We start from the raw sequence: 25,320 nt of genomic DNA on the forward strand, positions 1-25,320 counted from the left end.
TTTGTGACACATTACATATCAATTAGGATGTGACAGCAATTGGATGATAAACAAAAGATTATTATAAAAGAAATATTGGTTTGGAAAGAAAATCATATGCTTCCTGAGCAATATTGTGATTATTTACTTTCTTTATACAGTCAGGGAGAAGAATGGGACGAGTCTTCGGTTCAAGCAACGAAAGGCAACTACTTCCCGCTGAAAAGTATTTTTGTGTCTTTATCTATTTTAATTGTTTCACTATTTGTCCTATATTTTACTGAAATGTCCTTCCCTTTGCAAACAGCGATTTTGGTATTTTTTGTCGTAGTGCTTTTAACTTTAGGTTTTTATTTTTCTAAAAAAGGTTTATTGTACCCCATGTTTTATATTGTTTCTGCCATTTTATTACTTGTATATTCGGTGGAACTTCATGACATAATAAAAGGAAAAGTTCCCTTTTCTCTTCATCTTCTTCTTTTTATGAACTGTTTACTATGGTGGGTAGCAGGAAAGAAACTACAATTGATTTATTTCACCATTTCGGCTTGGTTAGGTTTGGTTGTATTGGTTATTTTTATATTCATATAATATAAAAAATGGAGAAATTTAGGTTCGAGAGTAGTTTTTTTTGGATTTTAACAATCAAGGAAGAAATTGTGTCTAAATTACGACAAAAGAGAAAAAACTTCGTGATAAGGGCTTTTCGTCTCCTTGTTTTTCAAGTAAAATAAAAGGTGTTTGTACTTTCTATTTGTCATACGTATACATAAGGGAGGTTAAGAAATGAATCGCAATCCGGTTATTCCATTTTTACTAATTATGGTATTTGGATTAGGTCTGATTTTCTTCTTGTCATTAGAGGGGCTTGGCAACTCGAAAGAAATGGCAAAAGAAAAAGAAGGTGGAGCTAAAACAGAGGAAACGGCTGGGGGAGAATTCGATGCAGAATCTCACTACCAGCAATCTTGTGTCGGCTGTCACGGTGGTAACTATGAAGGTGGAGCTGGTCCCGCATTAAAAGGTGTTGGCGAAAAACTATCAAAAGATCAAATTAAAGAAGTATTAGTTAACGGTCGTGGAGCTATGCCAGCAGGGCTTGTTCCAGCTGAAAATGCAGATGCAATGGCTGATTGGCTTAGCAAAGTTAAATAATTGACAAAAGTTCTTTGCCCAGTGCAAAGAACTTTTTTTATCAATTGAAGTTGTTTAAACTAGGTACGAAAAGAAAAGTAAAGTGGTGACATGATGAATATCAATCAATTATCTAAAAGGTTAACAGCTGTAGCCAGTCAAATTCCAAGCCAATCAACGTTGGCGGATATTGGATCGGATCACGCGTATTTACCTTGCTATGCAGTGAAGAAAGGAATAGTCACACAAGCGGTCGCGGGAGAAGTAGTAGAGGGCCCTTTTCAAGCCGCAAAACAGCAAGTGAAGGAAGCGGGGCTAGAAGCATTCATTGATGTTCGAAAAGGAAATGGCCTCGAGGTAATTGCCCCTGGAGAAGTCGAATGTATCACGATCGCAGGAATGGGAGGGACGTTAATCGCTTCTATTTTAGAAGAAGGAAAGGCAAAGCTTGAAGGAGTGAAGCGTCTCGTGCTTCAACCAAATGTTAGTGCGATTAATATTCGCCAATGGTTGCTAGCGAATGAATGGGAACTGGTGGCGGAAACAATAATGGAAGAAGATGGGAAAATATATGAGGTGCTAACCGCTGAGAAAGGAGATCCGCTAAAGCCTTATCAAGCGAATCAAGCGCAGCAACTGTTATTAGGGCCATTTCTGATGGAAGAAAAAAATGAAGCGTTTGTGAAGAAATGGAAGCGTGAGGCTCGTCAGCTTGAGCTCGTTTTGGAAAATTTAAAGAACGCGGAAGACGAAGAAGCGGTGAGGGAGAAAAAGAAGCAAGTGCTTGATGAATTAAAGTTGATGAAGGAGGCGATGGAATGAAAACAGCCAACGGTCACGAAATCATTCAGTTATTTGAACAATTTTCACCGAAAAAGTATGCAATGGAAGGCGATAAAATCGGATTGCAGATCGGCCGATTAAATAAACCGGTTGAGCGAGTCCTCGTTGCACTTGATGTATTAGAAGAAGTGGTAGAAGAAGCGATTGCTAATAAAGTGGAGCTGATTATTGCCCATCATCCAATGATTTTCCGTCCGTTGAAGTCGATTGTAACGAGTGAGCCGGCTGGAAGAATGATTGAGAAGCTGATTAAGCATGACATTGCTGTATATGCTGCTCATACGAACTTAGATGTGGCGAAAGGAGGCGTCAACGACCTTCTCGCTGAAGCGCTCGAACTGCAAGAGCCGGAAGTGCTTGTCCCAACGTTCGAGGACGGCTTGAAGAAGTTGGCGGTCTTTGTGCCAGAAACCCATGAAACAGCAGTGAGAGAAGCGTTAGGAGCGGCTGGAGCCGGTTTCATTGGCGAGTATAGCCAGTGTTCTTTTTCCTCTCAAGGAACAGGACGTTTTCAGCCGAGCGCAGCAGCCAATCCTTATATGGGACAAGCGGGAGCACTTGAAGAAGTAGTAGAAGTGAAGATTGAGACGATTTATCCTGAAAGTATCGAAAAGAAGGTCCTATCTGCTATGTTCAAAGCTCATCCTTATGAGGAAGTAGCATATGATCTTTATCCGTTAGCCAACAAGGGCGAGACGTTAGGGCTTGGAAGAGTCGGGAAATTGAAAGAATCCATGTCTCTTCGTCAATTTGCTGAATTTGTCAAAGAAAAGTTAGAAGTGAACGGAGTGCGTGTTGTAGGCGATTTAACTGATTCGGTCAAGAAAGTAGCTGTGCTTGGGGGAGATGGAAATAAATATTTCCAAGCCGCTAAATTTAAAGGTGCGGATGTATACGTTACTGGCGACTTTTATTACCACACTGCTCACGATGCAATGGCCGCTGGATTAAACATTGTTGATCCGGGACATAATGTCGAGAAAGTGATGAAAAAAGGAACCGCTATAAAAATGGAGGCCTTAGCCGCTGAAAAAGGGTTCAACGTTGAATTTATCCCTTCTAGCGTTCATACCGACCCCTTTACATTTCTATAAGTAATCTACAAACAGGGCTGCTTCTATTCGGAGCAACCCTGTTTGTATATTTCCTATATCTCATGCGGTTCGTTCCAGTCCATACGTCGCTGAACAGCGCCTTCCGCTTTACTTTTTACCTTGAAGTTAAGGTGGATTTTTTGACTTTTGGTAAGATTTTGTTTAATGGCACTTTTTTCTCTCTTGTCCATGTGCTTTCGTCGTTAGGATCGAAGGCTTCAAGGAATTGGATGACTTCTTTGACGATCGGTGTTGGGGTGGAGGCGCCAGCTGTGACAGCCACTTTCTTGATACCTTGTAGCCATTCCAGTTCGATCTCTGATACATCCGAGACGCGGAAAGCTTTTGTTCCAGCGATTTCTTCTGATACTTGAGCTAGGCGATTGGAGTTGTTGCTTTTTGGATCGCCGACGACAATTAATAAATCTGCTTCTCCGGCTTGCTCGGCTACAGCTTCTTGGCGAACTTGAGTCGCTAAGCAAATTTCTTTATGCATCTCGGCATGTGGGTATTTTTCTTTAATTTTGTCCATAATATCTGCAACATCCCACTGGCTCATCGTTGTTTGGTTCGTGACAATGATTTTTTCATTAGTGATCACGAGTTTTTCAACGTCTTCAGGTTTTTCCACTAAGTGGACAATATCAGGAGCGACACCCACTGCTCCTTCAGGTTCTGGATGCCCTTTTTTTCCGATATAAATAACGACATACCCTTCCGCTTTTTTGTCGCGGATTAAGTCATGTGTTTTAGTCACATCGGGACAAGTGGCATCAATTGTAACTAAGTTTTTTTGCTTCGCTAGTTCGCGCACTTCAGGAGAAACCCCATGTGCGGTAAAAATGACTGTGCCTTCTTGTACTTTTTCTAAAATTTCTTTGCGGTCTTTCCCGTCGATCGTGATAATTCCTTCTTCTTCAAAAGCGTCCGTTACATGCTGATTATGAACAATCATTCCGAGTATATAAATCGGACGAGGCAAGCTTTTATCTAAGGCAGCATTGCGGGCGATGACCATCGCATCGACAACACCATAACAATATCCTCTTGGGGCAATTTTAATAACATCCATGAAAAAATCCTCCTATATCATTTTTCGGAGTAAAACTACTACAGTTGTATTATATAGGAGGGAAGCAAGCATGAAAAGAAAAGGGCCGTTTTATACATAAAGTTTAGGGATAGAGGTACCGTTTGTTGAGGCGTCGCTTTTTTCTGGTTTTGGCTTTTTTGAGGCTGCTGCAGACGAAGGGGCCGGCAATGATTCTTCATTTTTGACTAGATTTTTCGCTGTTTCCTTTGTGTTTTCATCATTGTCTTTGTCCGCATCAGGCAGTGATTTTAAGCCGCGATACAGTTTCCACATGGCAGGTAGATTTTTAACGAGTGGACCATATTGTTCAACAAGCGGTCCCATTTGTTGCACGGTTTGCAAGACTTGCTGGGTATTGGAGAGCATTTGCTGAAAATTCATCGGATTGGCCAGCTGTTGAGCGGTGGAGGAACCAGCTGTTGCTGCTCCCTGTCGTTCAAAGCCGGTGAGCGGTGTACTAGATGTTCCTTGCCGGTTCAACAGACGGCTAAGGAGACCACCTTGCCCGCGTCCCATTCTCTGAGGGGAGAGAGAAGGACGGTTAGTTGGGTACGGTCTCATCGGCTGTCCGTAAAAGAAGGGCTGCTGCTGCTGCGGTGGTCTAGGTGAAAATGGAGGCATGTTGTTTCAGTCCTTTCCTTGCAATTATTTGTTCTTTTGTATTGTATGCAGACAAACTAGAAAAGGTTTAGTGGTCATGGAGATACAAAAAATATTTGACAAAACTTTGATTTATCGGTGTTTTTAGTATAAGATACAGAATGGAGAAAAAGGCTTGTTTTAAGCCAAAAGGAGTGTCAAGATTGACAAAACAACGATTTGAACTATATGGTTTTCGACCGTTTATAAATAAAGGAATTGAAGAATTAGGATTTTATGAGCCGACAGAAATTCAAGAAAGAATGATCCCCCTCGTTTTAAAAGGGGAAAGTGCCATCGGCCAATCTCAAACAGGAACGGGAAAAACACATTCCTATGTCCTTCCTATCCTTCAAAAGATCAATCCTGCAAAGAAAGAAGTTCAAGCAGTGATTACTGCGCCAACGAGAGAATTAGCGGATCAAATTTATAAAGAGATTCTTAAAATGGTCAAATTTTCGGAAGAGGAAATTACCGTTCGCTGTTATATGGGGGGAACGGATAAGCAACGTGATATTGACAAGCTAAAGGCGCAGCCGCAAATTGTCGTCGGTACACCTGGGAGAATTAATGACCTGATTAAGGAACAAGCGCTGTTTGTTCACCGCGCTTCGATATTAGTCATCGATGAAGCCGATTTGATGCTTGATATGGGATTTATTGTCGACGTTGACCAAGTCGCCAGCAGAATGCCTGAACAGCTGCAAATCCTTGTCTTCTCAGCAACGATTCCAGAAAAATTAAAGCCGTTTTTAAAGAAATACATGGAGAATCCTGAATATGTGCATATTCAGCCTAAACATATTTCAGCTGAAAATATTAACCATGTATTAGTGTCAAAGAAAAGCCGTGAGAAAGTGGACTTGCTTCATGATATGTTAGTCGCTTACAACCCTTATTTAGCTGTTGTATTTACAAATACGAAGCAAAAAGCGGATGAAGTTGCTAATGCGCTTTTAGAAAAAGGGTTGAAAGTTGGCCGCCTACATGGTGATATGTCACCAAGAGACCGCAAAAGAATGATGAAGCAAATTCGTGAGCTGGATTATCAATATATCGTTGCTACTGATTTAGCAGCTCGAGGAATCGATATCGAGGGTGTCAGTCATGTGATTAACTACGAGCTTCCACGCGACCTAGACTTTTATGTTCATCGGGCCGGACGAACAGCTCGCGCAGGATTCTCGGGTATTTGTGCTACGATTTATACACCTAGTGACGAGGATGCGCTTGTTCGCTTAGAGAAAATCGGCATCAGCTTTACTCATGTCGATCTTCGTCAAGGGGAATGGATGGAAGTAAAAGATCGTAATCAACGAAAGAAAAGAGAAAAAACAGAAGACAGTATCGACTTAAAAGCGAAGTCGATCGTTCGAAAGCCGAAAAAAGTTAAGCCGGGCTATAAGAAAAAAATGCAAAGAGAAATGACTCAATTTAAAAAGCGCGAGCGGCGGTTAGAATCGAAACGAGGCAATAAGAAAAAGTAGTTGAACAAGAAAAGGTCTGCTTTTGCAGGCCTTTTTTGCTGATAAATGATGAAATTTTTAGTACAATGAAAGTAGGATAAAGGAGAGGAAAGTATGCTGAAAATTGGTTCTCATGTATCAATGAGCGGCAAGAAAATGCTGCTAGCTGCCAGTGAAGAAGCAGCTTCTTACGGTGCGAATACATTTATGATTTATACAGGTGCACCGCAAAACACAAGAAGAAAGAAAATAGAGGATTTGAACATTGAAAAAGGCCAGTTGCATATGAAAGAACATGGTATGGCTGACATAGTTGTTCATGCTCCTTATATTATTAATATTGGTAACACGAAGAATCCCGATACATTTGAGCTAGGAGTTAACTTTTTGCGCACAGAGATTGAGCGCACAGCAGCAATCGGAGCGAAGCAAATTGTTCTCCATCCAGGTGCTCACGTTGGTGCAGGAGCCGAAGCTGGTATTCAAAAAATTATCGAGGGGTTAAATGAAGTCTTAACAAAAGAAAACGACGTGCAAATTGCTTTAGAGACGATGGCCGGAAAAGGGTCAGAGTGCGGTGCTTCTTTCGAGGAACTGGCGATGATTATAGAGGGTGTTCATTTAAATGAGAAGTTATCCGTTTGCTTTGATACTTGTCATACACATGATGCTGGCTATGACATCATCAATGATTTTGATGGTGTGCTTGATCAATTTGACCGTATTGTAGGGCTTGATCGATTAAAGGTTCTTCATATTAATGATAGCAAAAATGAACGTGGTGCACGAAAAGATCGGCATGAAAATATTGGGTTTGGGCATATCGGCTTTGATGCGCTTCAATACATTGTCCATCATCCGCAGTTAGGTGATGTGCCGAAAATTTTAGAAACACCTTACGTCGGAGAAGACAAGAAAACAAGCAAACCGCCTTACCGCTTTGAGATTGAAATGCTTCGTGCAAAGGCATTTGATCCTGATATACGGAATAAGATCATGGCTCTTTAGATCAGTAAGTAAAATCCGGCAGTGTGATAGGTGTATTGCACCCTGCCGGATTCCTTCATTCATGATTGAAACATAGAAAACAGTCTGTTAATCTTTCTAGCTGTTTGTTCATTGGTAATGCGAGCAATTTCCTTCAATAATTGAATTCTTTCTCCATCATTAAACAAATCAATTTTTTTCCTTCGCAGTTGGCTAGCGATTTTCTCTGCTTCCTCTTGTTTCAAAGTGATGCTTAATCCTTTTGCATATTTCATTAACTCATCGGCTGTGATTGTTTGAGCCCGCTGATTGATTAAATGCTGAACAAATTTCACTGATGGTCACTCCTTTTCTATTCTCTATAAATGTATGAACAGGAAAAGACATGAGTGAATTAGCAACGAAAATAATATTTATAAAAGGAATGATGATATGCCTAAAGAACACAAAAAAGAAAAAACAACCCACTTAATTTATCGTCTGGCACTCGTATTTTTAGGAGCAGCACTTGCGGCCATTTCCATTGAATTATTTTTAGTCCCCAACAATATCATTGACGGTGGAATCATTGGAATTTCATTGATTTTAAGCTACTTAATTGATCATCCTGTCTTTTCATTTTCAACCTTTGTTGTTGTGCTAAATGTCCCTTTTCTCTATTTTGGTTATAAGCAAATTGGTAAAACGTTTATGTTTTCATCCTTATTTGGTATTGTATGTTTAGCTATTGTTGAGAGTCAGCTCCATCAATTTGATCCGTTTACAACCGAACCGGTTTTAGCCTCTGTATTTGGCGGCTTGATGTTAGGGGTGGGGGTCGGCCTCGTGATTCGCCATGGGGGAACGCTCGACGGTACAGAAATTTTAGGAATATTAATGACGAAAAAATTGCCGTTTTCAGTCGGTGAGTTTGTGATGTTCATTAATATTTTCATCTTCACTTGGGCTGCGTTTGTGTTTGGTCCAGAAAATGCGATGTATTCTGTCATGACGTATTATATTGCGTTTAAAGCAATTGATACGGTGTTGCAAGGGCTAGAAGAAACAAAGGCATGCATCATTGTGTCTGACCAATATGATGAAGTGTCTGATGCGATTTTACATCGGTTAGGCCGTGGAACAACGAAACTGAAAGGGAAAGGCGGTTTCACGGATGCTGATAAAGATGTGATCTATGTCGTTGTCACTAGGCTTGAGGTGATGAAGCTGAAAAATATTATTACCGACATTGATCCCAATGCGTTTTTAACCATTATGAATACACAAGAAACGCATGGAGCCCGCTTTAAATCAGCTATTCATTAAAAACAAGGCCGGAACTGCTTGTTTAAAACAGTTCCGGTTTACTTTTTGAATGAAATCCTGTATACTTCAATTTGTTCTTAAATCGTAATCATTCTTATAAAGGAGACATTTCAATGAATCAACCACCTATCATTGAAATAAAAGACGTATCCTACAGCTATGACCGTGATAATGTATTGGAAAATATTCAATTATCTGTCCCTAGAGGGGCATTTTTAGGTTTAGTAGGTCCAAATGGTTCAGGGAAATCAACGCTTTTAAAATTAATTTTAGGTTTATTAAAAGTGAAGCAAGGCGAAATTTTTCTTTTTGGTACTTCTCAACGAAATTTTAAAAGTTGGGATAAGATTGGATTTGTTTCGCAAAAAGCGAACTCTTTCAATACAGGATTTCCTGCGACTGTCTTTGAAGTAGTGGCAAGCGGTTTGACAAAAAAGCTTGGATTGTTTCGCAGGGCAGGTAGTAAAGAGAAGCAAGAAGTGTTAGAAGCGATTAAGGCTGTAGGTATGGAGCCGTTTTTGTACCGCAATATTGGCGAGTTATCAGGCGGCCAGCAACAGCGGGTGTTTATTGCCCGAGCGATTGTATCGAAGCCTGAAATCCTTATTTTGGATGAACCAACTGTTGGTGTCGATTCGAAACATGTTCAAGCTTTTTATGAAATGCTTTCGTATTTAAACAAGGAGCTAGGGATTACTTTACTGCTCGTGACCCATGATATTGGGATTGTTAGCGATAAAGTGACTCATGTCGCTTGTTTAAACAAGTATCTTCATTTCCATGGAAGTATGGCACAATTTAAGCATTTAGATGAATCCGATCTGTCTAAACTATATGGGCATGGTATTCACTTGTTAGAGCATCATCATGACCACGACCATAAGGAGGACAGCCAATGATTGAAGCCATTTTACAGTATGAATTTTTGCAAAATGCTTTTATTACAGGACTCATTATTGGAGTGATTGCCCCTCTGCTCGGTGCGTTTATCGTGGTGAGAAGATTGTCGCTCATTGCCGATGCTCTTAGCCATGTGACGCTTGCTGGGATTGCAGCCGGCTTGTATTTTGGGCAAACATTTGCTTTAACTTGGTTAAATCCGTTGTATGTAGGTATGGTGTTTTCTGTGTTCGGTTCCTTACTAATTGAGCGACTTCGCACAGTGTACAGGCATTATCAAGAGTTGGCGATTCCGATTATTTTATCCGGTGGAATCGGCATCGGTGTGATCTTTATTTCGCTTGCGGATGGTTTTAATACCGATCTATTCAGCTACTTATTTGGAAGCGTCAGCGCGGTTAGTCATAATGATTTAATTGTTATTACAATCATTAGTTTATTGGTGATTGCCACTGTCTTTTTATTGTATAAAGAGCTGTTTTTGCTCTCCTTTGATGAAGAACATGCAAAAGCATCTGGCATTGCCGCTAAATCCATTCACTTCGTATTTATCGTCCTTGTCGCGCTGGTGATTGCGGCTTCGATGCGAATCGTTGGAGTGCTATTAGTATCCGCCTTAATGACGCTGCCTGTAGCGGCGAGCATGAGAATTGCTCGAGGGTTTAAGCAAACGATTTTCTTTTCGATTTTATTTGGAGAAATCGCTGTCGTGTCAGGGCTTGTGAGTGCGTATTATTTAGATTTAGCGCCAGGAGGGACAATTGTTGTCGCTTCGATATTGATTTTGTTACTGGTCATTTCGTCGAAAAAGTTGAGCAAGCAATTTTAATATGGGGTGAATGAAATGAATTTAACTCAGGCAATGGAGCTTTTAAAGGCAAAGGGGTATAAGCAGACGGGCAAGCGAGAAGAGATGCTTTCGTTGTTTGCGCGAGCGGATAAATATTTAACAGCAAAAGACGTGCTTGAGGAAATGAAAGTAGATTATCCAGGGCTTAGTTTTGATACGATTTATCGAAATTTAGCCTTGTTTGTGAACATGGGGATTCTTGAAGAAACGGAATTGTCTGGAGAGCGTCATTTCCGTTTTACTTGTTCTCATGCGAAGCATCATCATCATTTTATTTGTATGGTGTGCGGGAAAACGAAAGAGATCCATTTATGCCCGATGGACCACATTGATGAGTTAAATGGATATGAGATCTCGGGCCATAAATTTGAAATTTATGGAACATGTCCGGAGTGTAAAGCTTCCTAATAAACATGAGAAATGAAAAGCCTGGTTCTTCCGTTACATCTTGGGAGAACCAGGCTTTTTTGTTTTTTAAAGAGTTAAGAAATGGTTGCACCAGCTGTTTACCCATTGTTGGGCTTGTCTCCAATTATCAACACGAATGACTCCGTTTGGAACAGGGTCTTGATTATAAGGTGTGTTAAACAATATGACAGGAATATGAAGTTCTTCGTGCAAGCTTACTGCGTTATCATGCTTGTCTTCAAAGAAAATATCCACTTGATATTTTTTAGCCGCTTTGATTTTGTCATGTGAGCCAATTAATTCAATATGGTCATATTGAAGGTCATGCTCATGAAACCATTGCTCGGTGATATATTGTAAATGATTTCTTCTTGCACTAATAAAAAATAGTTCGAATTGTTGTCTCCAGCTGTCTAATACTTCTTTAGCTCCTGTGGCAATGGGCGAGTTTTCATAAATCACGGGCTCTCGTTCATCAAACCAGTCACGGAAGCGATCAGCAGGAATGTTGAGCGCCTCTGATAAATCATATTTTTTTATATCATTTAAAGTTATGTTCAAGGAAAAATCTTGATTAATAAATGGAACTAAGCTAGTAGGACAAGTAACTGTTCCGTCAATATCAATACCAAAACGTTTTTGTTTCATTTTGTTTGCTCCTTACTTTGTTCACTGTTCCTCAAAGTGTAACATATTTTTGTGATGATTGTTATCCCGTGTTAACGGGCAGTAAGATCCCACCTCAAAAGAGTAGAGGAAGACAAATTATTTAGCTGAGGGATCAACGGCCCATAAACATCCAATTGGTTCAACTAACAATCAGTGGCGTATGAACAAAATCTCCACGGATTAAAGTTTCACTTTATGTGAATGAAGAGCAGTTTTGTATAAATTCTTTCTTCTCGCAAACAATAACAATGCTCCTCAATTTGCGAAAGTGAGGGATGAACAGTGAAAGATGAAACCAATGATAAGGATCGGTTTGTAAATGACACGGATTTGAGGCCTATGCGAGAAGAGACCGCGGCAGAAATTGCTGAACCGATTCCTTTTCGCCGAGACGATCATCGAGAAATAGACAGGGATGATGTTGAGGTTGAAGACGGGGGAGGGCGCGGGTTAGGCTATGCGGGCTTAATCGCCTCTATTCTTGCTCTCTTCATGCTTCCTGTATTATTTGGAGCCATCGGGATCGTATTAGGATTTATGGCTAGGAGAAGAGGATCTGAAGGGCTTGGAGCATGGGCGATTGGTATCGGTGTTGTCGCTCTTGTAGTTGGTTTGTTTGTTCTTCCGTTTTTCTAAATACTGTTTAAAAGAGGAGCAGAAAAGGGCCGTCTCGTAATAAATTGAGACGGCCCGTTCTCTGCACGAACAGCCAAGTGACAGCTGCAAAAATGAATGATCCAATTAAAGATTTGCTTCCGCTTCTTGATTTTGGAAATATTCTTCGGCGATTTTGTCAATTTCTTTTTTCAGTTCTTCTACCATTGTGTCCTCTGGTACTTTTCGAACCGTTTTCCCTTTACGGAACAATAATCCTTCACCTCTCGCACCAGCGATACCAATATCAGCCTCGCGTGCTTCTCCCGGTCCGTTCACGGCACATCCTAGAACAGCTACTTTAATAGGTGCTTTAATCTTTTGAATATATTCTTCGACTTCATTAGCAATGCTGATCAGATCAATTTCAATTCGTCCGCACGTCGGACATGAAATTAATGTTGCCGCATTAGAAGAGAGCCCGAATGATTTTAAGAGTTCTCTCGCCACTTTCACTTCTTCTACCGGATCAGCACTTAAAGAAATACGTAATGTATTCCCGATCCCTTTGCTTAAAATCGCTCCGAGACCAGCGGCACTTTTGACGGTACCAGCAAATAGCGTACCGGATTCAGTGATGCCCAAATGAAGCGGGTAGTCGAAGGCGCGCGCGGCCTTTTCGTATGCTTCAATGGCTAAATTGACATCGGATGCTTTCATGGAAACAATGATATCGTGAAAGTCGAGATCTTCTAAAATTTTAATGTGATGCAGAGCACTTTCGACCATACCATCTGCAGTAGGGTAACCGTATTTTTCTAAAATTTTACGTTCTAAGCTTCCTGCATTGACACCGATTCGAATCGGAATGCCCTTCGCTTTCGCCGCATTGACGACGGCTTCCACTTTTTCGCGGCGTCCGATGTTTCCTGGGTTGATCCGAATCTTATCAACGCCACCTTCAATCGCTTTTAAGGCAAGTTTATAATCAAAATGAATATCGGCTACTAACGGAATATTAATTTGTCTTTTTATATCAGCAATTGCATCCGCAGCACGCTCATCAGGGCAAGCGACGCGAACGATCTGGCATCCAGCTTCTTCCAAGCGGTGAATTTCTTTCACTGTGGCTTCAACATCGTGCGTTTTCGTTGTCGTCATACTTTGAATAAATAGTTCATTGCTTCCGCCAATGGTTAAATTGCCAACTTTAACTGGACGGGTTTTTGAACGATGGGTGATTTCACTCAATGGTGATTCGCTCCTTTATCAGATCTAATAATAAGCTTCTTCAATGAGTAATTGTACCAGTAGTTGAGCGTATATGACAAGGAAATGACTAGTGGAAATGTTTATCCTGTATGAACGGGCTATAAGATCTCCCGCTGATGGAAATTTCACTTTATTCATAAACCGGAAATTGATAGGATTGTCCGATTTGCACTTCTTCTGGTGTCATGCCTTTATTTAATCGGTTGAAGTCATTGACAGCCTGAGAAATATCAACCGGCAACTGTCCATGATGTATTTCTTCTAGAATGGACAGAACGGTGTCTCCTCTTTTCACCTTGACTGTTTGTGAAGCAATAGAAGTGTGGCTGGCCGGAGCACTGTCTGTTTCATGGATGACGGCTGTCTCTTTTTGTGGAAGTGAACCGCGAGTTAAATCATGCCAAACGCCAGCTACTACCAGTAGTAAAATAACAAGAAAGAGAAAATTCTTCATCATCCGCTCTCCTTTTTATCCCGCATGAACAGGGTGTAAGACCCTCCGCTGATAGAAGTTTCACCCTATAAAAATATATGCTTGTCCTAAAGAATAATGACAAAAATAAAGGATGAAGCGATCCATAAATGATTTAGGGGATTGCTTCATCCTTTATTAATTAATGTTTCGATTTTGGAAGCGGAATGGATCGGATGGCGACATAAATCATGACTGCAGTCAATAACCAGTCAAGCAAAAAGCTATAGGGAAATTGGATACGCGCGAAATCAAACAAGGTCATGATGACGATCGACGGTGTGATCGCATAGGCTGCTATCCGAAAGCTGTGGCGATACTCTATTTTTCTTTTAAGTCCTTTATTCATCAGTGAGCCTAATGCGGCAAAGATGGATACTTTCATAAATCCAACAGCGGCGACGAATAAATAGTAAATGAGAAATAAGACCGGCAGAAAAATGACTAAATAAGATTGCAATGTGTCGATATAGGACAGCATTTGTTTGTTTGTCACATTCGTTTCAGTGGGAAACAGGTAAGGAAAAGATTGTGTTTGTCCATGAATGGATAAAACGATGTCATGTTTCAAAAGTGCTATCACTTGTTCCTTGTTCTCTAGATCAGCTGCAGAAATAGAACCTACAGGGTCAAAAATGATTTCTGTTTGCCCGTTTTGAATGACTTTCGTCTGAGCGTCAGAAGAGGTGAGTGTGCCATCTTCAATCGTAAAGGAAGGTAAGTCTTTTTCAATTGAAGTTTGCAAGTTTGTCAGTCCGCTGATCGCCATGTAAGTAAAGTATGTCATAAAGGGTAAGCAAGAAATGAACATAACAAAAAACACATGGCTAATGGTTTGTCCAATTCCTTGAAGGCGAAAAAAGCCAATATGTTTAGGGGAATATAAACTTTTAATAAACCGCTGAAAAATATTCACGACACTTTCCTCCTTATGATTCTATTGTAAGGAAACAGAGGAAAGAAAGCTACTCTTCATTTTTTGTAACACAAATGTAATAAAACACTCCTTTTGTTAATCAATTGTAAATTTTAAGTTGATGTTATTTACATTTAACTCATAATTTATTAATAATTGTAGAGGGTTTGCAAGTTTTGTCGAATTAAATTGAGTAGGAGTTGGAGAAATGGAAATCAATGTCCAGGAAATGCTGTTTCAGTTTTTAGGTGGACTGGGGATATTCTTGTACGGAATCAAGTTAATGGGAGACGGGTTACAACAATCTGCTGGAGACCGGCTACGGGATATTCTAGATCGTTTTACAACCAATCCTTTGATGGGGGTATTAGCAGGAGTACTTGTTACGATCCTCATTCAAAGTAGTTCAGCAACGACCGTTATTACGGTTGGACTTGTCAGTGCTGGATTTATGACGCTGAAGCAAGCAATTGGTGTCATTATGGGAGCGAACATTGGAACAACTGTCACAGCTTTTATTATTGGAATTGATGTAGGGGAATATGCTTTACCTATATTAGCACTTGGCGCGATTTTAATTTTCTTCTTTAAGAATAAACAAATACATAATATCGGAATGATTTTCTTCGGATTTGGTGCCCTGTTTTACGGATTGGAACTCATGAGCAGCGGAATGAAGCCTCTACGTGAATTAGAATCTTTCCATGAATTAACGGTCAATATGAGTACGAATCCGATTTTAGGAGTGGTGGTAGGTACCGTCTTTACCGTCATTGTTCAAAGTTCTAGTGCGACGATCGGAATTTTACAAAGTTTATTTGCTGAAAATTTATTAGATTTGAATGCGGCAATGCCCGTTCTTTTCGGTGACAATATCGGAACAACGATTACGGCAGTATTGGCTTCTATTGGCGCATCAGTGGCAGCCAGAAGAGCAGCGGCGACTCATGTTCTATTTAATTTAATCGGAACCGCCATCTTCTTACTTATTCTACCTTTATTCACGCAGTTTATGTCTTATTTGAGCACTGTGCTTCATCTTGATCCGAAGATGACCATTGCTTTTGCTCATGGTACATTTAATATCACAAATACACTCATTCAATTGCCATTTGTTGGCGTGTTAGCTTTGATTGTGACGAAATTAATTCCTGGTGAAGATACTTTCTTTGATTATAAAGCGAAGCATCTCGATCCTATTTTTATTGAGCAGTCTCCTTCTATCGCTCTTGGTCAAGCAAAGGAAGAAGTGATTAACATGGGGCAAATTGCTGTTAAAGGAATGGAAGAGACGCACGAGTATTTAAAAACAAAGCAGCAGAAGCATTCAGAAAGAGCAGCTCAAATTGAAGATTCATTAAATAATTTAGATAGAAAAATCACGGATTATTTAATTGATCTATCAGGCTCTTCATTGTCTGATGCCGAATCAGAAAGACATTCTTTATTAATGGATACGGTTCGCGATATTGAACGAATTGGTGACCATTTTGAAAATATTTTAGAACTTGTTGATTATCAACAAACTAATAAGGTGAAGATTACTGACCAAGCGATGATGGAACTTGAGGAAATGTTTAAATTAACAATTGATACGGTGCGCAAGTCCGTTCAAGCGCTTGATGAAAATAATTTACAGTTGGCTCGTGAAGTAGCTGAAAATGAGGATTTAATTGACAAAATGGAAAGAAAATTGCGCAAACAGCATATTTTGCGCCTGACAGAAGGGGCTTGTACAGCGCAGGCGGGAATTGTGTTTGTCGACATCATCAGCAACTTAGAGAGAATGGGTGACCACGCAGTCAATATTGCAGAAGCCGTTCTTGGTATTAGAGGCTTATAAGTAGGGTGAATCGAAGAACGAACCTCTATTTGTCGTCTGACAATAAGGTGTTCGTTCTTTTTTCTTGCATTGATGGCGCTTAACAATTGAAAGAATCGTCCTCTTTTGGTAATCTAAATGATGAAAGACTAGAAAAAATTAACCTACATAGGAGGAATTTATTATGGCATTTCAATTACCAGAATTACCTTATGCATATGATGCATTAGAGCCTCATATTGACAAGGAAACAATGAATATCCATCATACGAAACACCATAACACATATGTGACAAAATTAAATGAGGCCCTTCAAGGTCATGAGGATCTTGCAAGCAAATCAGTAGAAGAACTAATTGCTGATATCGACGCTCTTCCTGAAGCAATTCGTACAGCTGTGCGCAATAATGGTGGCGGACATGCGAACCACTCGTTATTTTGGCAGCTTTTATCTCCAAACGGCGGTGAGCCAACAGCTGAATTAGCGGATGCGATTAACAGCAAATTCGGAAGCTTAGATCAATTTAAAGAAGAGTTTGCAGCAGCAGCAGCTGGCCGCTTTGGCTCTGGTTGGGCATGGCTTGTTGTGAACAATGGTGAGTTAGAAGTAACAAGCACACCAAATCAAGATTCTCCATTAATGGAAGGCAAAACGCCAATTCTTGGTCTTGATGTATGGGAGCATGCCTACTACTTGAACTACCAAAACCGCCGTCCAGACTACATTCAAGCATTCTGGAATGTTGTCAACTGGGATGAAGTAGCAAAGCGTTTCAACGAAGCTAAATAATTTTTTTAGGCAAGCAAAAGACAAGTCATAATTACGGCTTGTCTTTTTTCTTGTATAACTCCGCCCTTTTCTCCAAAACATAAGTGAGAAAGGGGGTACAGATGATGCTGATCAAAAAGTGGTACAGTCAGTTACATTTAACGAAAGACTTGTTTATTTTGCTTGTCATCGGTGGCTTGTATTCCCTAAGCGTTGCTTTATCGAATACTTTTGTTAATATTTATCTTTGGAAGCAATCGGGCCAGTTTATCGATCTCGCCATTTATAATTTGTCTGTCGTAGCCATTCAGCCAGTCGCTTTTTTTATAGCGGGCAAATGTGCGAAAAAGGTCGATCGGGTCATTGTTTTGAGAATCGGCATTACGATTCTTGGGATTTTTTATTTAGCAGTTCTGGCATTTAGTGACCAAGCCTCTCAATGGCTTGTCTTGTTGGGCATTCTTCTCGGAGCGGGTTATGGATTTTATTGGTTAGCATTCAATGTACTGACGTTTGAAATTACAGAGCCTGATACAAGAGATTTCTTTAATGGTTTTATCGGCACATTGTTTTCAGCAGGCGGAATGATCGGTCCGATACTAGCTGGTTTTATTATTAGCCGTTTCACTTCGGGAACAGGGTATTTTATCGTATTTGGCTTATCGCTCGGTGGCTTCATCATTGCGGTCATCTTTAGTTTCTTCTTAAAGCGGCGACGCGCGGAAGGTCGCTTTGTCCTCGTAGCTGTTTGGAAAGAGAGAAAATGGAATGCGGATTGGCGGCGTATCACCATTGCTCATTTTTTCCAAGGGTTAAGAGAAGGTGTGTTTGCTTTTATGATTTCTGTCATTGTCTTTTTGGCAACAGACAGTGAGTTAGCTCTTGGTACGTATGCGCTTGTTCATTCCGGAATTTCGTTTATTAGCTATACGTTAGCTTCGAAAGTCATCAAAAAAGATTATCGAAAACAAGTAATTTTTGCCGGTGGTGTGACGCTTTTCTTATCTTTATTTATCATCATGCCGGAGCCCACATACACGAAGCTACTGATTTATGCCGCCGTGATTGCCGTCGCTTATCCTTTTCTGCTCGTTCCTTATATATCCATGACGTATGATGTCATTGGCCAAGGGAGCAAGGCAGCGGAAAGGCGAATTGAATATATTGTCCTGCGCGAGATCTTTCTTAATGCAGGAAGAATCACATCTATTTTATCTTTTATTGTGGCGATTCTTTTCTTCGATCCACAAAAGAGCATCCCGGTTCTTCTCATTGTCCTCGGAGCTGGACATAGCATGATTTACTTTTGTATCCGGCAAGTTCGCTCGCATGCTGCAAGGATGGCTGTTCAGTAAACGCGTAAAGGGGCGAAGCAGTATTTTCCTGCTTCGCTTTTTTCATATGTATGCAAGCATGTGGAAGAAAGTTTCTTCTAGCTATTAGTAGAAAAAATAAACAAACTTCGTTAAAATAAAGACTAGAAAACAGAATGATTTAGAGAGGGTTGTGAACAGGTGAAAAAGACAAAGAAAAAAAGGAAGACGCATGTCTCTTTGCGAATGAACATGATGTTCTTCGTTGTCTTTTTGCTTTTTTCTCTATTAATTTTCAGACTGGGCATTGTACAAATTGTTCAGGGGGAAGATTATCAAAGAAAAATCGAGCGGACAGAAGATGTAACAGTGAATGCAAGTGTGCCAAGAGGGAAGATTTTTGATCGAGACGGCAAAGTTGTTGTAGATAACCTTCCGCAAAATGCGATTACGTATACACGCTCTAAAGGGGCAACACAAGAAGAAATGCTCAAAACAGCAACTAAACTTGCCGAGCTCATTGATAAAGAAACAGATCAAGTAACAGAACGGGATAAAAAAGACTTTTGGTTAATGAAGCACCCAGAAGAAGGAAAAGCAAAAATTACAGATAAGGAATGGGCACAATACGAAGAAGGCGGGATGGAAGAAAAGCAAATTTATCAAATGCAAATCGACCGCATTACGGAAGATGATTTGAAGGAATTAACGGCAAAAGACCTGGAGATACTGGCGATTTATCGAGAATTTACGACAGGTTATGCGATGGCTCCGCAAATTGTCAAAAATAAAAATGTGACCGAAGAAGAATACGCGGTTGTCAGTGAGAACTTAGATTCCTTGCCTGGCGTGAATACAACGACAGATTGGGAGCGTTCTTATGTCTATGATAATACATTAAAAACTGTGATTGGCAATATCTCCTCTTCAAAGGAAGGATTGCCGAAAGAAATGGTGGATTATTATACATCAAGAGGATACAGCCGAAATGATCGCGTAGGCAAAAGCTATATCGAATATCAATATGAAGATATGCTTCGCGGCCAGAAAACAAAAGTAAAAAATATCACGGATAAATCCGGAAATATTTTAGATTCTGAAGTGATTCGTGAAGGGCAGCGCGGAAATGATTTAATGTTGACGATCGATATGGAACTTCAGCAAGCAGTGGATGAAATTGTTGAGGAAGAATTAAGGAGAGAGAAAGCAGGTTATGGTCGCTATCTTTTAGACCGGGCATTTGTGACGATGATGGACCCGAACACAGGAGAAATTCTCGCCATGTCAGGGAAGAAAATCGAGACCAATGACGGTAAGACGGAAATGCTGGACTTTGCACTTGGAAATATGACGACTTCTTATGCCATGGGATCGGCGGTCAAAGGGGCGACAGTATTAACCGGTTATATGACGGGAGTCAATGAGCCAGGTAAATACATCTTGGATCAACCATTGATTTTTAAATCTACCCCTAAGAAAAGTTCTTGGTTTAACCGAAGCGGTGCGATTATGATTGATGATCGCTATGCCTTAATGCGTTCTTCTAACGTGTATATGTTTAAAACAGCGATCGAAATTGCCGGAGGGAAGTATATTCCAAATGCCAGTTTAAGGCTGAATTTGGAAGACGGTTTTGCCACGATGCGGCGTCATTTTGGTCAATTCGGTCTCGGGGTTCCGACTGGGATTGACTTACCAAATGAGCAAGTTGGTTTCCAAGGAAAAATCAATCTTTCTGAACCCGGGAAGCTTCTCGATTTTTCCATCGGTCAGTATGATACGTACACTCCGCTGCAGTTAGCTCAGTACGTGTCGACGATTGCTAATGGCGGCTACCGGATGCGGCCGCATATTGTGAAGGAAATCCGCGAGCCAGCTAAGGAAACCAATAAGATTGGTCCTGTTGTGAAAGAAATACAGCCGGAAGTGTTGAACCGAATTGATGTGACGCCAAATGAGCTCGAACGTGTGCAACAAGGGTTCCATATGGTGATGAGTGGGCCACAAGGTACAGCTAATAATCAATTCAGAGGGCTTCCATATGATCCGGCCGGAAAAACAGGAACAGCAGAAGGTGTATATGATGGGCCTAAAGGCGAACAGTTTTTGGAAAACGGTCAAGAATTGCCGATGACGTGGAATTTGACTCTTGTTGGTTACGCACCTTATGATAATCCAGAAGTAGCTTTTTCGGTCGTTGTTCCTTGGGTATATGAAGGGAACGGAAAGTCTTTAATCAATTATTCTATAGGTAAAAGAGCTTTAGATAAGTATTTTGAATTAAAATCTGAAAGAATGAAAAATGAAACAGCTGATGTAGTTGTGGAACAAGATATATACTTGAAAGACAAGAAAGAAAATAAAGAAGAAGAGTAGTCGAAAACACCCGATTTTGTAGTGAATCGGGTGTTTTTTTGTCTGGAAAAGTCTATCATTTACAAAAGCTTTACATTACATTAAAACGCAATTAATACTCCTTCGTTAATCTGTTTACTGTAGCGAAAAACAAAAACAAACATTTTTTAGGGGGAAATTGGAATGAAACCAGTAAAAGTTCTTGCTGTATCTGCTATGCTTGGATCTGCTTTAGTATTAGGAGCTTGTAACAGCAGCACAGGTGGAGAAGAGAAGAAAGAGGCAACTGAGCAAGCGGGGGAAACGGACAAGCAATTGCAAGGCAACATTCAAGTGGATGGATCTTCTACTGTTTATCCAATCATGGAAGCTGTATCCGAAGAGTATATGATGGAGCAGCCTGATGTCAAAGTAACAGTTGGTTTCTCAGGAACTGGTGGCGGATTTGAAAAATTCATCGCGGGTGAAACACAATTAAGTAACGCTTCCCGTCCAATTAAAGATGAAGAAAAAGCATCTTTAGAAGAGAAGAAAATTGACTTTACTGAATTTAAGCTTGCGTTTGATGGTCTTTCAGTAGTAGTGAACAAGGATAATGACTGGGTGGATCATTTAACAATTGAAGAACTTCAAAAAATGTGGGTAGATAATGGCAAGCCAAAGAAATGGTCTGATATTCGTAAAGGATGGCCGGATGAAGAAATCAAATTATATTCTCCTGGTACAGATTCAGGCACATTTGATTACTTTGATGAAGTTGTTTTAGAAGAACAACAAATTGATAAAGCTGCTACTTTATCTGAAGATGACAACGTACTTGTACAAGGGGTCACTGGTGATAAAAATGCTATTGGTTACTTCGGCTATGCCTACTACTTAGAAAATAAAGATAATTTAAAAGTTGTTCCGATTGATGGAGGCAAAGGTCCTATTGAGCCGACAAATGAAACAATTGAAAGCGGAGAATATGCTCCACTATCTCGTCCGCTATACACATATGTAGCGAATAAAGCTGTAGCAGAAGACGAAGCGGTATATAACTATGTGAAATTCACTCTTGAAAACGCAGGTGCATTATCAGAAGAAGTCGGTTATGTGAAGCTTCCGGATGAAGAATATACAAAAGCTTTAGAGACATTAGAAGGATTAAAGAAATAAAGAAATAAAGAATTCGGGGATAAAGGATTAGAATTCCATAAGATGGAGAGCGAATCCGCTTTCCATCTTATTATTGGGTTGAAGGGAGTATTCATTTTGAAAACAATTGAAAAGAAAATGAGCCCGGTTCAAGAATTGCTTCAAAAAAAATATAATAGCGGTTTTTTGAACAGAAGTGAAAAAGTTATTCCAGTGATCCTGTTTATTATGGCTGCCGTATCTGTATTAACAACGATCGGCATTGTATTTACCCTTATTTTTGAAACGGTAACATTTTTCCGTGAAATTTCGTTAGTAGAGTTCTTTACGGCTAAAGAGTGGTATCCGTTCTCAGCATCTGAAGCTACTTATGGTATTTTACCACTGGTGGTCGGAACGCTAAAAATAACTGCGATTGCTTCATTAACAGCGGTACCTATTGGCTTAGCTGTTGCAATTTATTTAAGTGAGTATGCTTCAGAAACAGTGAGAAAAATTATGAAGCCTGTATTAGAAGTGTTAGCGGGTGTACCTACTATTGTGTATGGTTTCTTCGCCTTAACATTTGTCACTCCTTTATTGCGATCTATTTTCCCTTCAGTGGAAATGTTTAATGCGATTAGTCCAGGGATTGTTGTTGGAATTATGATTATTCCGATGATTGTATCTCTTTCAGAAGATGCTCTTTCATCTGTTCCGCAATCTGTACGTCAAGGAGCTTTAGCGCTTGGAGCAACGAAGTGGGAAATGACTTGGAGAGTGGCGATCCCAGCTGCACTATCAGGGATTCTTGCTTCGATTGTATTAGCTATCTCTCGTGCTATCGGTGAAACGATGATTGTAACCATTGCAGGAGGATCAACTCCTACTGCTTCACTAGATGTAACCTCTTCTTTGCAAACAATGACTTCTTATATTGTTCAAGTAAGTACAGGTGATGCAGGATTTGGTACAACCATTTATTACAGTATTTATGCTGTTGGTTTTACTTTATTTATTTTCACATTGGCTATGAATGTGTTAGCTCAGCGCATCTCCAAGCGTTTTAGGGAGGAATATTAAATGCAGAACGTCCAAAAGCGGATTAATACAGATGAAATGGTAGGAAATATTCCTACACGTCTAATGAAAAATAATTTATATAAAGGAATTTTCTTAACAGCAACTATCCTGACATCAATCATTTTAATCATTCTTCTTGCTAGAATTTTTTCTCAAGGGGCTGGCCATCTTTCGTTAGATTTCTTAACAAACTTTGCTTCAAGACGTCCAGAGCAAGCTGGAATTAAAGCGGCCTTAGTGGGGACCCTTTGGATGATGGCTGTAGTTGTACCTGTTTCTACCTTGTTAGGGGTAGGTGCTGCTATTTACCTTGAAGAATATGCGAAGAAGAATCGAATGACTCAATGGATTCAAATGAACATTTCCAATCTGGCTGGCGTACCGTCCGTTGTCTTCGGTTTGCTAGGCTTAACGATTTTTGTTCGTGTGTTATTCCTTGGCAATAGCGTGTTAGCCGCAGGATTAACCATGAGCTTATTAATTCTTCCGGTTATTATTGTTGCTTCCCAAGAAGCGATTCGAGCAGTGCCAAATGAGTTGAGAGAAGCATCTTTTGGACTTGGGGCGACAAAGTGGCAAACGATTTTACGGGTCGTGCTTCCGTCTGCTCTTCCTGGGATTTTAACTGGAAGCATCTTATCTTTCTCAAGAGCGATTGGAGAAACAGCTCCGCTTGTAGTGATCGGGATTCCAACATTCGTTGCGTTTTTACCTAAGTCTATGCTGGATCAGTTTACAGCTTTGCCAATGCAAATTTACAACTGGACGAGCAGACCACAAGAGGAGTTCCATTTATTAGCCGCAGCTGGTATTATCATTCTGCTTGTGATTCTGATTTTGATGAATTCTGTCGCTGTTTGGATTCGTAATCGATACCAACAAAGATATTAACTATACTGAGGGAAAATTAATTGGAGGGAAAATCAATGGCACTAGAGGTAGTGAAAGCTCAAAAGAATGTAGCGAACGAAAGCAAAGCAGTCTATAGTACGAAAAATTGTAATCTTTGGTATGGAAATCATCATGCCTTAAAAAATATTCACTTAGAAATCATGGAGAAGGAAGTAACGGCCATTATCGGTCCTTCTGGCTGTGGCAAATCTACGTATATTAAAACGCTCAATCGAATGATTGATCTTGTACCAGATGTAAAAACTTCCGGTGTTATTGAATATCGCGGACGCGACATTTTTAACAAAAACTTTCTAGTAGAAGAATTGCGGACAAGAGTAGGAATGGTGTTTCAAAAACCTAATCCTTTTCCAAAATCGATTTATGAAAATGTTGCTTTCGGCTTAAAAATTCATGGAATTAAAGATAAACAAATCGTGAATGAAACAGTGGAGAAAAGCTTGCGCGGTGCTGCTTTATGGGAGGAAGTGAAAGATCGTCTTCATGATCCGGCATATGGTTTATCCGGAGGACAGCAACAGCGTTTATGTATTGCCCGCTGTTTAGCTTTAGAGCCGGATGTTATTTTAATGGATGAACCCACTTCTGCTCTTGATCCAGTATCAACATTAAAAGTAGAAGAGTTAATTCAAGAGTTAAAAGAGCAGTACTCAATCATCATTGTGACGCACAACATGCAACAAGCTGCTCGTATTTCTGACAAAACGGCTTTCTTCTTAAGCGGTGAGGTTGTTGAGTTTAATGATACAGAAGTCATTTTCAATCGCCCTCAAGATGCTCGTACAGAAGATTATATTTCAGGAAGATTCGGATAAACACGAAAAAAGTTAGCAGTCATCGATCTGCTAACTTTTTTTATCTATTGGTCAATAGAACAGCCAGTTGCTTCATGGACATCGAGGAATAAATTTTATATTCGCCTACTTGAATTTTTTTAGCATAGTCATTGTTCGTGAGGAAGGTATTGAATTCTTCGGCACTTTTAATCATGCCCGCTTTCTCAAGAGCCTCACCGATATCGGAAGAAGTCATCCCGGGAGTGATTTTTAATGTGTAATACGGCTTGCTGTTTTCTTTTTTGCTTGCTCTATTTTCCTTTGTCTTCTTAGGTTTAGAGAGAGTATCTATTTTCTTTTGCAGCTGATCCATTTTTGTCGTTTGTTGTTCAAATTCTTGTTTCGATAAGATGACATAGTTTTTTTCTTGCAAGGATTTAATCATTGCTTTGTCTGTGGTCTTAGGCATGGCTGTTGTTTGTAAATAGAACAATAGGGCTAGTGAAGCCGTGAATAATCCAGCTGCGAACGCTCTTGTCGTTTGTTTATCCAT

At 40.1% G+C, this 25,320-nt stretch carries 27 protein-coding genes; 19 read left to right on the plus strand and 8 right to left on the minus strand.

Going from position 1 to position 25,320, the window contains the following annotated elements:
* Positions 1-39: 39 nt before the first annotated feature.
* The 4 genes from IRB43_RS01855 (at position 40) to IRB43_RS01870 (ending at position 3,050) form a co-directional block, all read left to right on the plus strand.
* Positions 40-570, plus strand: coding sequence for a YfhO family protein (locus tag IRB43_RS01855; RefSeq protein ID WP_238941738.1), 531 nt, complete (start codon positions 40-42; stop codon positions 568-570).
* A gap of 195 nt (positions 571-765) precedes the next feature.
* Positions 766-1,134: a cytochrome c550 gene (cccA, locus tag IRB43_RS01860; protein WP_203361724.1), complete on the plus strand. Its 369-nt coding sequence runs from the start codon at positions 766-768 to the stop codon at positions 1,132-1,134.
* 93 nt (positions 1,135-1,227) lie between these two features.
* Entirely contained in the window at positions 1,228-1,935 is a 708-nt protein-coding gene (locus tag IRB43_RS01865; protein WP_203361725.1) for a tRNA (adenine(22)-N(1))-methyltransferase, read from the plus strand.
* Positions 1,932-3,050, plus strand: coding sequence for a Nif3-like dinuclear metal center hexameric protein (locus IRB43_RS01870; protein WP_203361726.1), 1,119 nt, complete (start codon positions 1,932-1,934; stop codon positions 3,048-3,050). The genes IRB43_RS01865 and IRB43_RS01870 overlap by 4 nt, the downstream gene beginning before the upstream one ends.
* 115 nt (positions 3,051-3,165) lie before the next feature.
* Here IRB43_RS01870 and IRB43_RS01875 read toward each other — a convergent pair whose 3' ends face one another.
* Positions 3,166-4,122 carry a 4-hydroxy-3-methylbut-2-enyl diphosphate reductase gene (locus tag IRB43_RS01875; protein ID WP_203361727.1) on the minus strand — a complete coding sequence of 319 codons (957 nt, stop codon included), beginning with the start codon at positions 4,120-4,122 and terminating at the stop codon, positions 3,166-3,168.
* A 90-nt stretch (positions 4,123-4,212) separates the two neighbouring features.
* Positions 4,213-4,764 carry a VrrA/YqfQ family protein gene (gene vrrA, locus IRB43_RS01880; RefSeq protein ID WP_203361728.1) on the minus strand — a complete coding sequence of 184 codons (552 nt, stop codon included), beginning with the start codon at positions 4,762-4,764 and terminating at the stop codon, positions 4,213-4,215.
* A gap of 182 nt (positions 4,765-4,946) precedes the next feature.
* Here vrrA and IRB43_RS01885 point away from each other — a divergent pair, with 182 nt between their 5' ends.
* Positions 4,947-6,269, plus strand: a complete 1,323-nt coding sequence (locus tag IRB43_RS01885; RefSeq protein ID WP_203361729.1) for a DEAD/DEAH box helicase — start codon at positions 4,947-4,949, stop codon at positions 6,267-6,269.
* A 93-nt stretch (positions 6,270-6,362) separates the two neighbouring features.
* Positions 6,363-7,256, plus strand: a complete 894-nt coding sequence (locus tag IRB43_RS01890; RefSeq protein ID WP_203361730.1) for a deoxyribonuclease IV — start codon at positions 6,363-6,365, stop codon at positions 7,254-7,256.
* 59 nt (positions 7,257-7,315) lie between these two features.
* Here IRB43_RS01890 and IRB43_RS01895 read toward each other — a convergent pair whose 3' ends face one another.
* Positions 7,316-7,570 carry a DUF2624 family protein gene (locus IRB43_RS01895; protein WP_203361731.1) on the minus strand — a complete coding sequence of 85 codons (255 nt, stop codon included), beginning with the start codon at positions 7,568-7,570 and terminating at the stop codon, positions 7,316-7,318.
* A gap of 97 nt (positions 7,571-7,667) precedes the next feature.
* On the opposite strand from IRB43_RS01895, the gene IRB43_RS01900 reads away from it, so the two are divergent.
* From IRB43_RS01900 to IRB43_RS01915, 4 genes are all read left to right on the plus strand, one after another.
* Positions 7,668-8,540, plus strand: a complete 873-nt coding sequence (locus IRB43_RS01900; RefSeq protein ID WP_203361732.1) for a YitT family protein — start codon at positions 7,668-7,670, stop codon at positions 8,538-8,540.
* Between the two features lie 113 nt (positions 8,541-8,653).
* The gene (locus tag IRB43_RS01905) at positions 8,654-9,439 is read left to right on the plus strand and encodes a metal ABC transporter ATP-binding protein (RefSeq protein ID WP_203361733.1); all 786 of its coding nucleotides are present in this window, start codon (positions 8,654-8,656) and stop codon (positions 9,437-9,439) included.
* Positions 9,436-10,269: a metal ABC transporter permease gene (locus IRB43_RS01910; RefSeq protein ID WP_203361734.1), complete on the plus strand. Its 834-nt coding sequence runs from the start codon at positions 9,436-9,438 to the stop codon at positions 10,267-10,269. Before IRB43_RS01905 ends, IRB43_RS01910 begins: the two co-directional genes overlap by 4 nt.
* A 15-nt stretch (positions 10,270-10,284) precedes the next feature.
* Entirely contained in the window at positions 10,285-10,698 is a 414-nt protein-coding gene (locus tag IRB43_RS01915) for a Fur family transcriptional regulator (protein WP_203361735.1), read from the plus strand.
* 66 nt (positions 10,699-10,764) lie between these two features.
* On the opposite strand, the gene IRB43_RS01920 is transcribed toward IRB43_RS01915, so the two are convergent.
* A complete protein-coding gene (locus IRB43_RS01920) occupies positions 10,765-11,346 on the minus strand; it encodes a hypothetical protein (protein ID WP_203361736.1) in 582 nt (193 codons plus the stop codon).
* A gap of 360 nt (positions 11,347-11,706) precedes the next feature.
* Here IRB43_RS01920 and IRB43_RS01925 point away from each other — a divergent pair, with 360 nt between their 5' ends.
* The gene (locus IRB43_RS01925; protein ID WP_238941779.1) at positions 11,707-12,003 is read left to right on the plus strand and encodes a hypothetical protein; all 297 of its coding nucleotides are present in this window, start codon (positions 11,707-11,709) and stop codon (positions 12,001-12,003) included.
* A gap of 105 nt (positions 12,004-12,108) precedes the next feature.
* On the opposite strand, the gene ispG is transcribed toward IRB43_RS01925, so the two are convergent.
* The 3 genes from ispG to IRB43_RS01940 form a co-directional block, all read right to left on the minus strand.
* Positions 12,109-13,203: a flavodoxin-dependent (E)-4-hydroxy-3-methylbut-2-enyl-diphosphate synthase gene (gene ispG / locus IRB43_RS01930; RefSeq protein ID WP_203361986.1), complete on the minus strand. Its 1,095-nt coding sequence runs from the start codon at positions 13,201-13,203 to the stop codon at positions 12,109-12,111.
* A gap of 160 nt (positions 13,204-13,363) precedes the next feature.
* Positions 13,364-13,687, minus strand: coding sequence for a hypothetical protein (locus tag IRB43_RS01935; protein ID WP_203361738.1), 324 nt, complete (start codon positions 13,685-13,687; stop codon positions 13,364-13,366).
* Positions 13,688-13,847: 160 nt separating this feature from the next.
* Positions 13,848-14,621: a DUF1189 family protein gene (locus IRB43_RS01940; protein ID WP_203361739.1), complete on the minus strand. Its 774-nt coding sequence runs from the start codon at positions 14,619-14,621 to the stop codon at positions 13,848-13,850.
* 208 nt (positions 14,622-14,829) lie between these two features.
* Between IRB43_RS01940 and IRB43_RS01945 the strand changes: the two genes are divergently transcribed.
* The 8 genes from IRB43_RS01945 to pstB all read left to right on the plus strand — a co-directional run bounded on the left by IRB43_RS01945 (position 14,830) and on the right by pstB (position 24,806).
* Positions 14,830-16,464: a Na/Pi cotransporter family protein gene (locus tag IRB43_RS01945; RefSeq protein WP_203361740.1), complete on the plus strand. Its 1,635-nt coding sequence runs from the start codon at positions 14,830-14,832 to the stop codon at positions 16,462-16,464.
* 163 nt (positions 16,465-16,627) lie between these two features.
* Positions 16,628-17,233 carry a superoxide dismutase SodA gene (gene sodA / locus IRB43_RS01950; RefSeq protein WP_203361741.1) on the plus strand — a complete coding sequence of 202 codons (606 nt, stop codon included), beginning with the start codon at positions 16,628-16,630 and terminating at the stop codon, positions 17,231-17,233.
* 101 nt (positions 17,234-17,334) lie between these two features.
* Positions 17,335-18,567: an MFS transporter gene (locus IRB43_RS01955; protein ID WP_238941740.1), complete on the plus strand. Its 1,233-nt coding sequence runs from the start codon at positions 17,335-17,337 to the stop codon at positions 18,565-18,567.
* 204 nt (positions 18,568-18,771) lie between these two features.
* Positions 18,772-20,901 carry a peptidoglycan D,D-transpeptidase FtsI family protein gene (locus IRB43_RS01960; RefSeq protein WP_481748105.1) on the plus strand — a complete coding sequence of 710 codons (2,130 nt, stop codon included), beginning with the start codon at positions 18,772-18,774 and terminating at the stop codon, positions 20,899-20,901.
* Positions 20,902-21,063: 162 nt separating this feature from the next.
* Positions 21,064-22,038 (plus strand): PstS family phosphate ABC transporter substrate-binding protein, encoded by a 975-nt coding sequence (locus tag IRB43_RS01965; protein WP_203361742.1) that lies wholly within the window; start codon positions 21,064-21,066, stop codon positions 22,036-22,038.
* Positions 22,039-22,155: 117 nt separating this feature from the next.
* On the plus strand, positions 22,156-23,079 hold the full coding sequence (pstC, locus tag IRB43_RS01970) for a phosphate ABC transporter permease subunit PstC (RefSeq protein WP_238941780.1): 924 nt from the start codon (positions 22,156-22,158) through the stop codon (positions 23,077-23,079).
* Between the two features lie 63 nt (positions 23,080-23,142).
* Positions 23,143-23,970, plus strand: a complete 828-nt coding sequence (gene pstA / locus IRB43_RS01975) for a phosphate ABC transporter permease PstA (protein ID WP_481748106.1) — start codon at positions 23,143-23,145, stop codon at positions 23,968-23,970.
* A 35-nt stretch (positions 23,971-24,005) separates the two neighbouring features.
* Positions 24,006-24,806, plus strand: a complete 801-nt coding sequence (gene pstB, locus IRB43_RS01980; protein ID WP_203361745.1) for a phosphate ABC transporter ATP-binding protein PstB — start codon at positions 24,006-24,008, stop codon at positions 24,804-24,806.
* Positions 24,807-24,846: 40 nt separating this feature from the next.
* Here pstB and IRB43_RS01985 read toward each other — a convergent pair whose 3' ends face one another.
* The gene (locus IRB43_RS01985; RefSeq protein ID WP_203361746.1) at positions 24,847-25,320 is read right to left on the minus strand and encodes an endolytic transglycosylase MltG; all 474 of its coding nucleotides are present in this window, start codon (positions 25,318-25,320) and stop codon (positions 24,847-24,849) included.

This window comes from Bacillus sp. REN10, from assembly GCF_016820555.1.
Lineage (GTDB): Bacteria > Bacillota > Bacilli > Bacillales > Domibacillaceae > Bacillus_CE.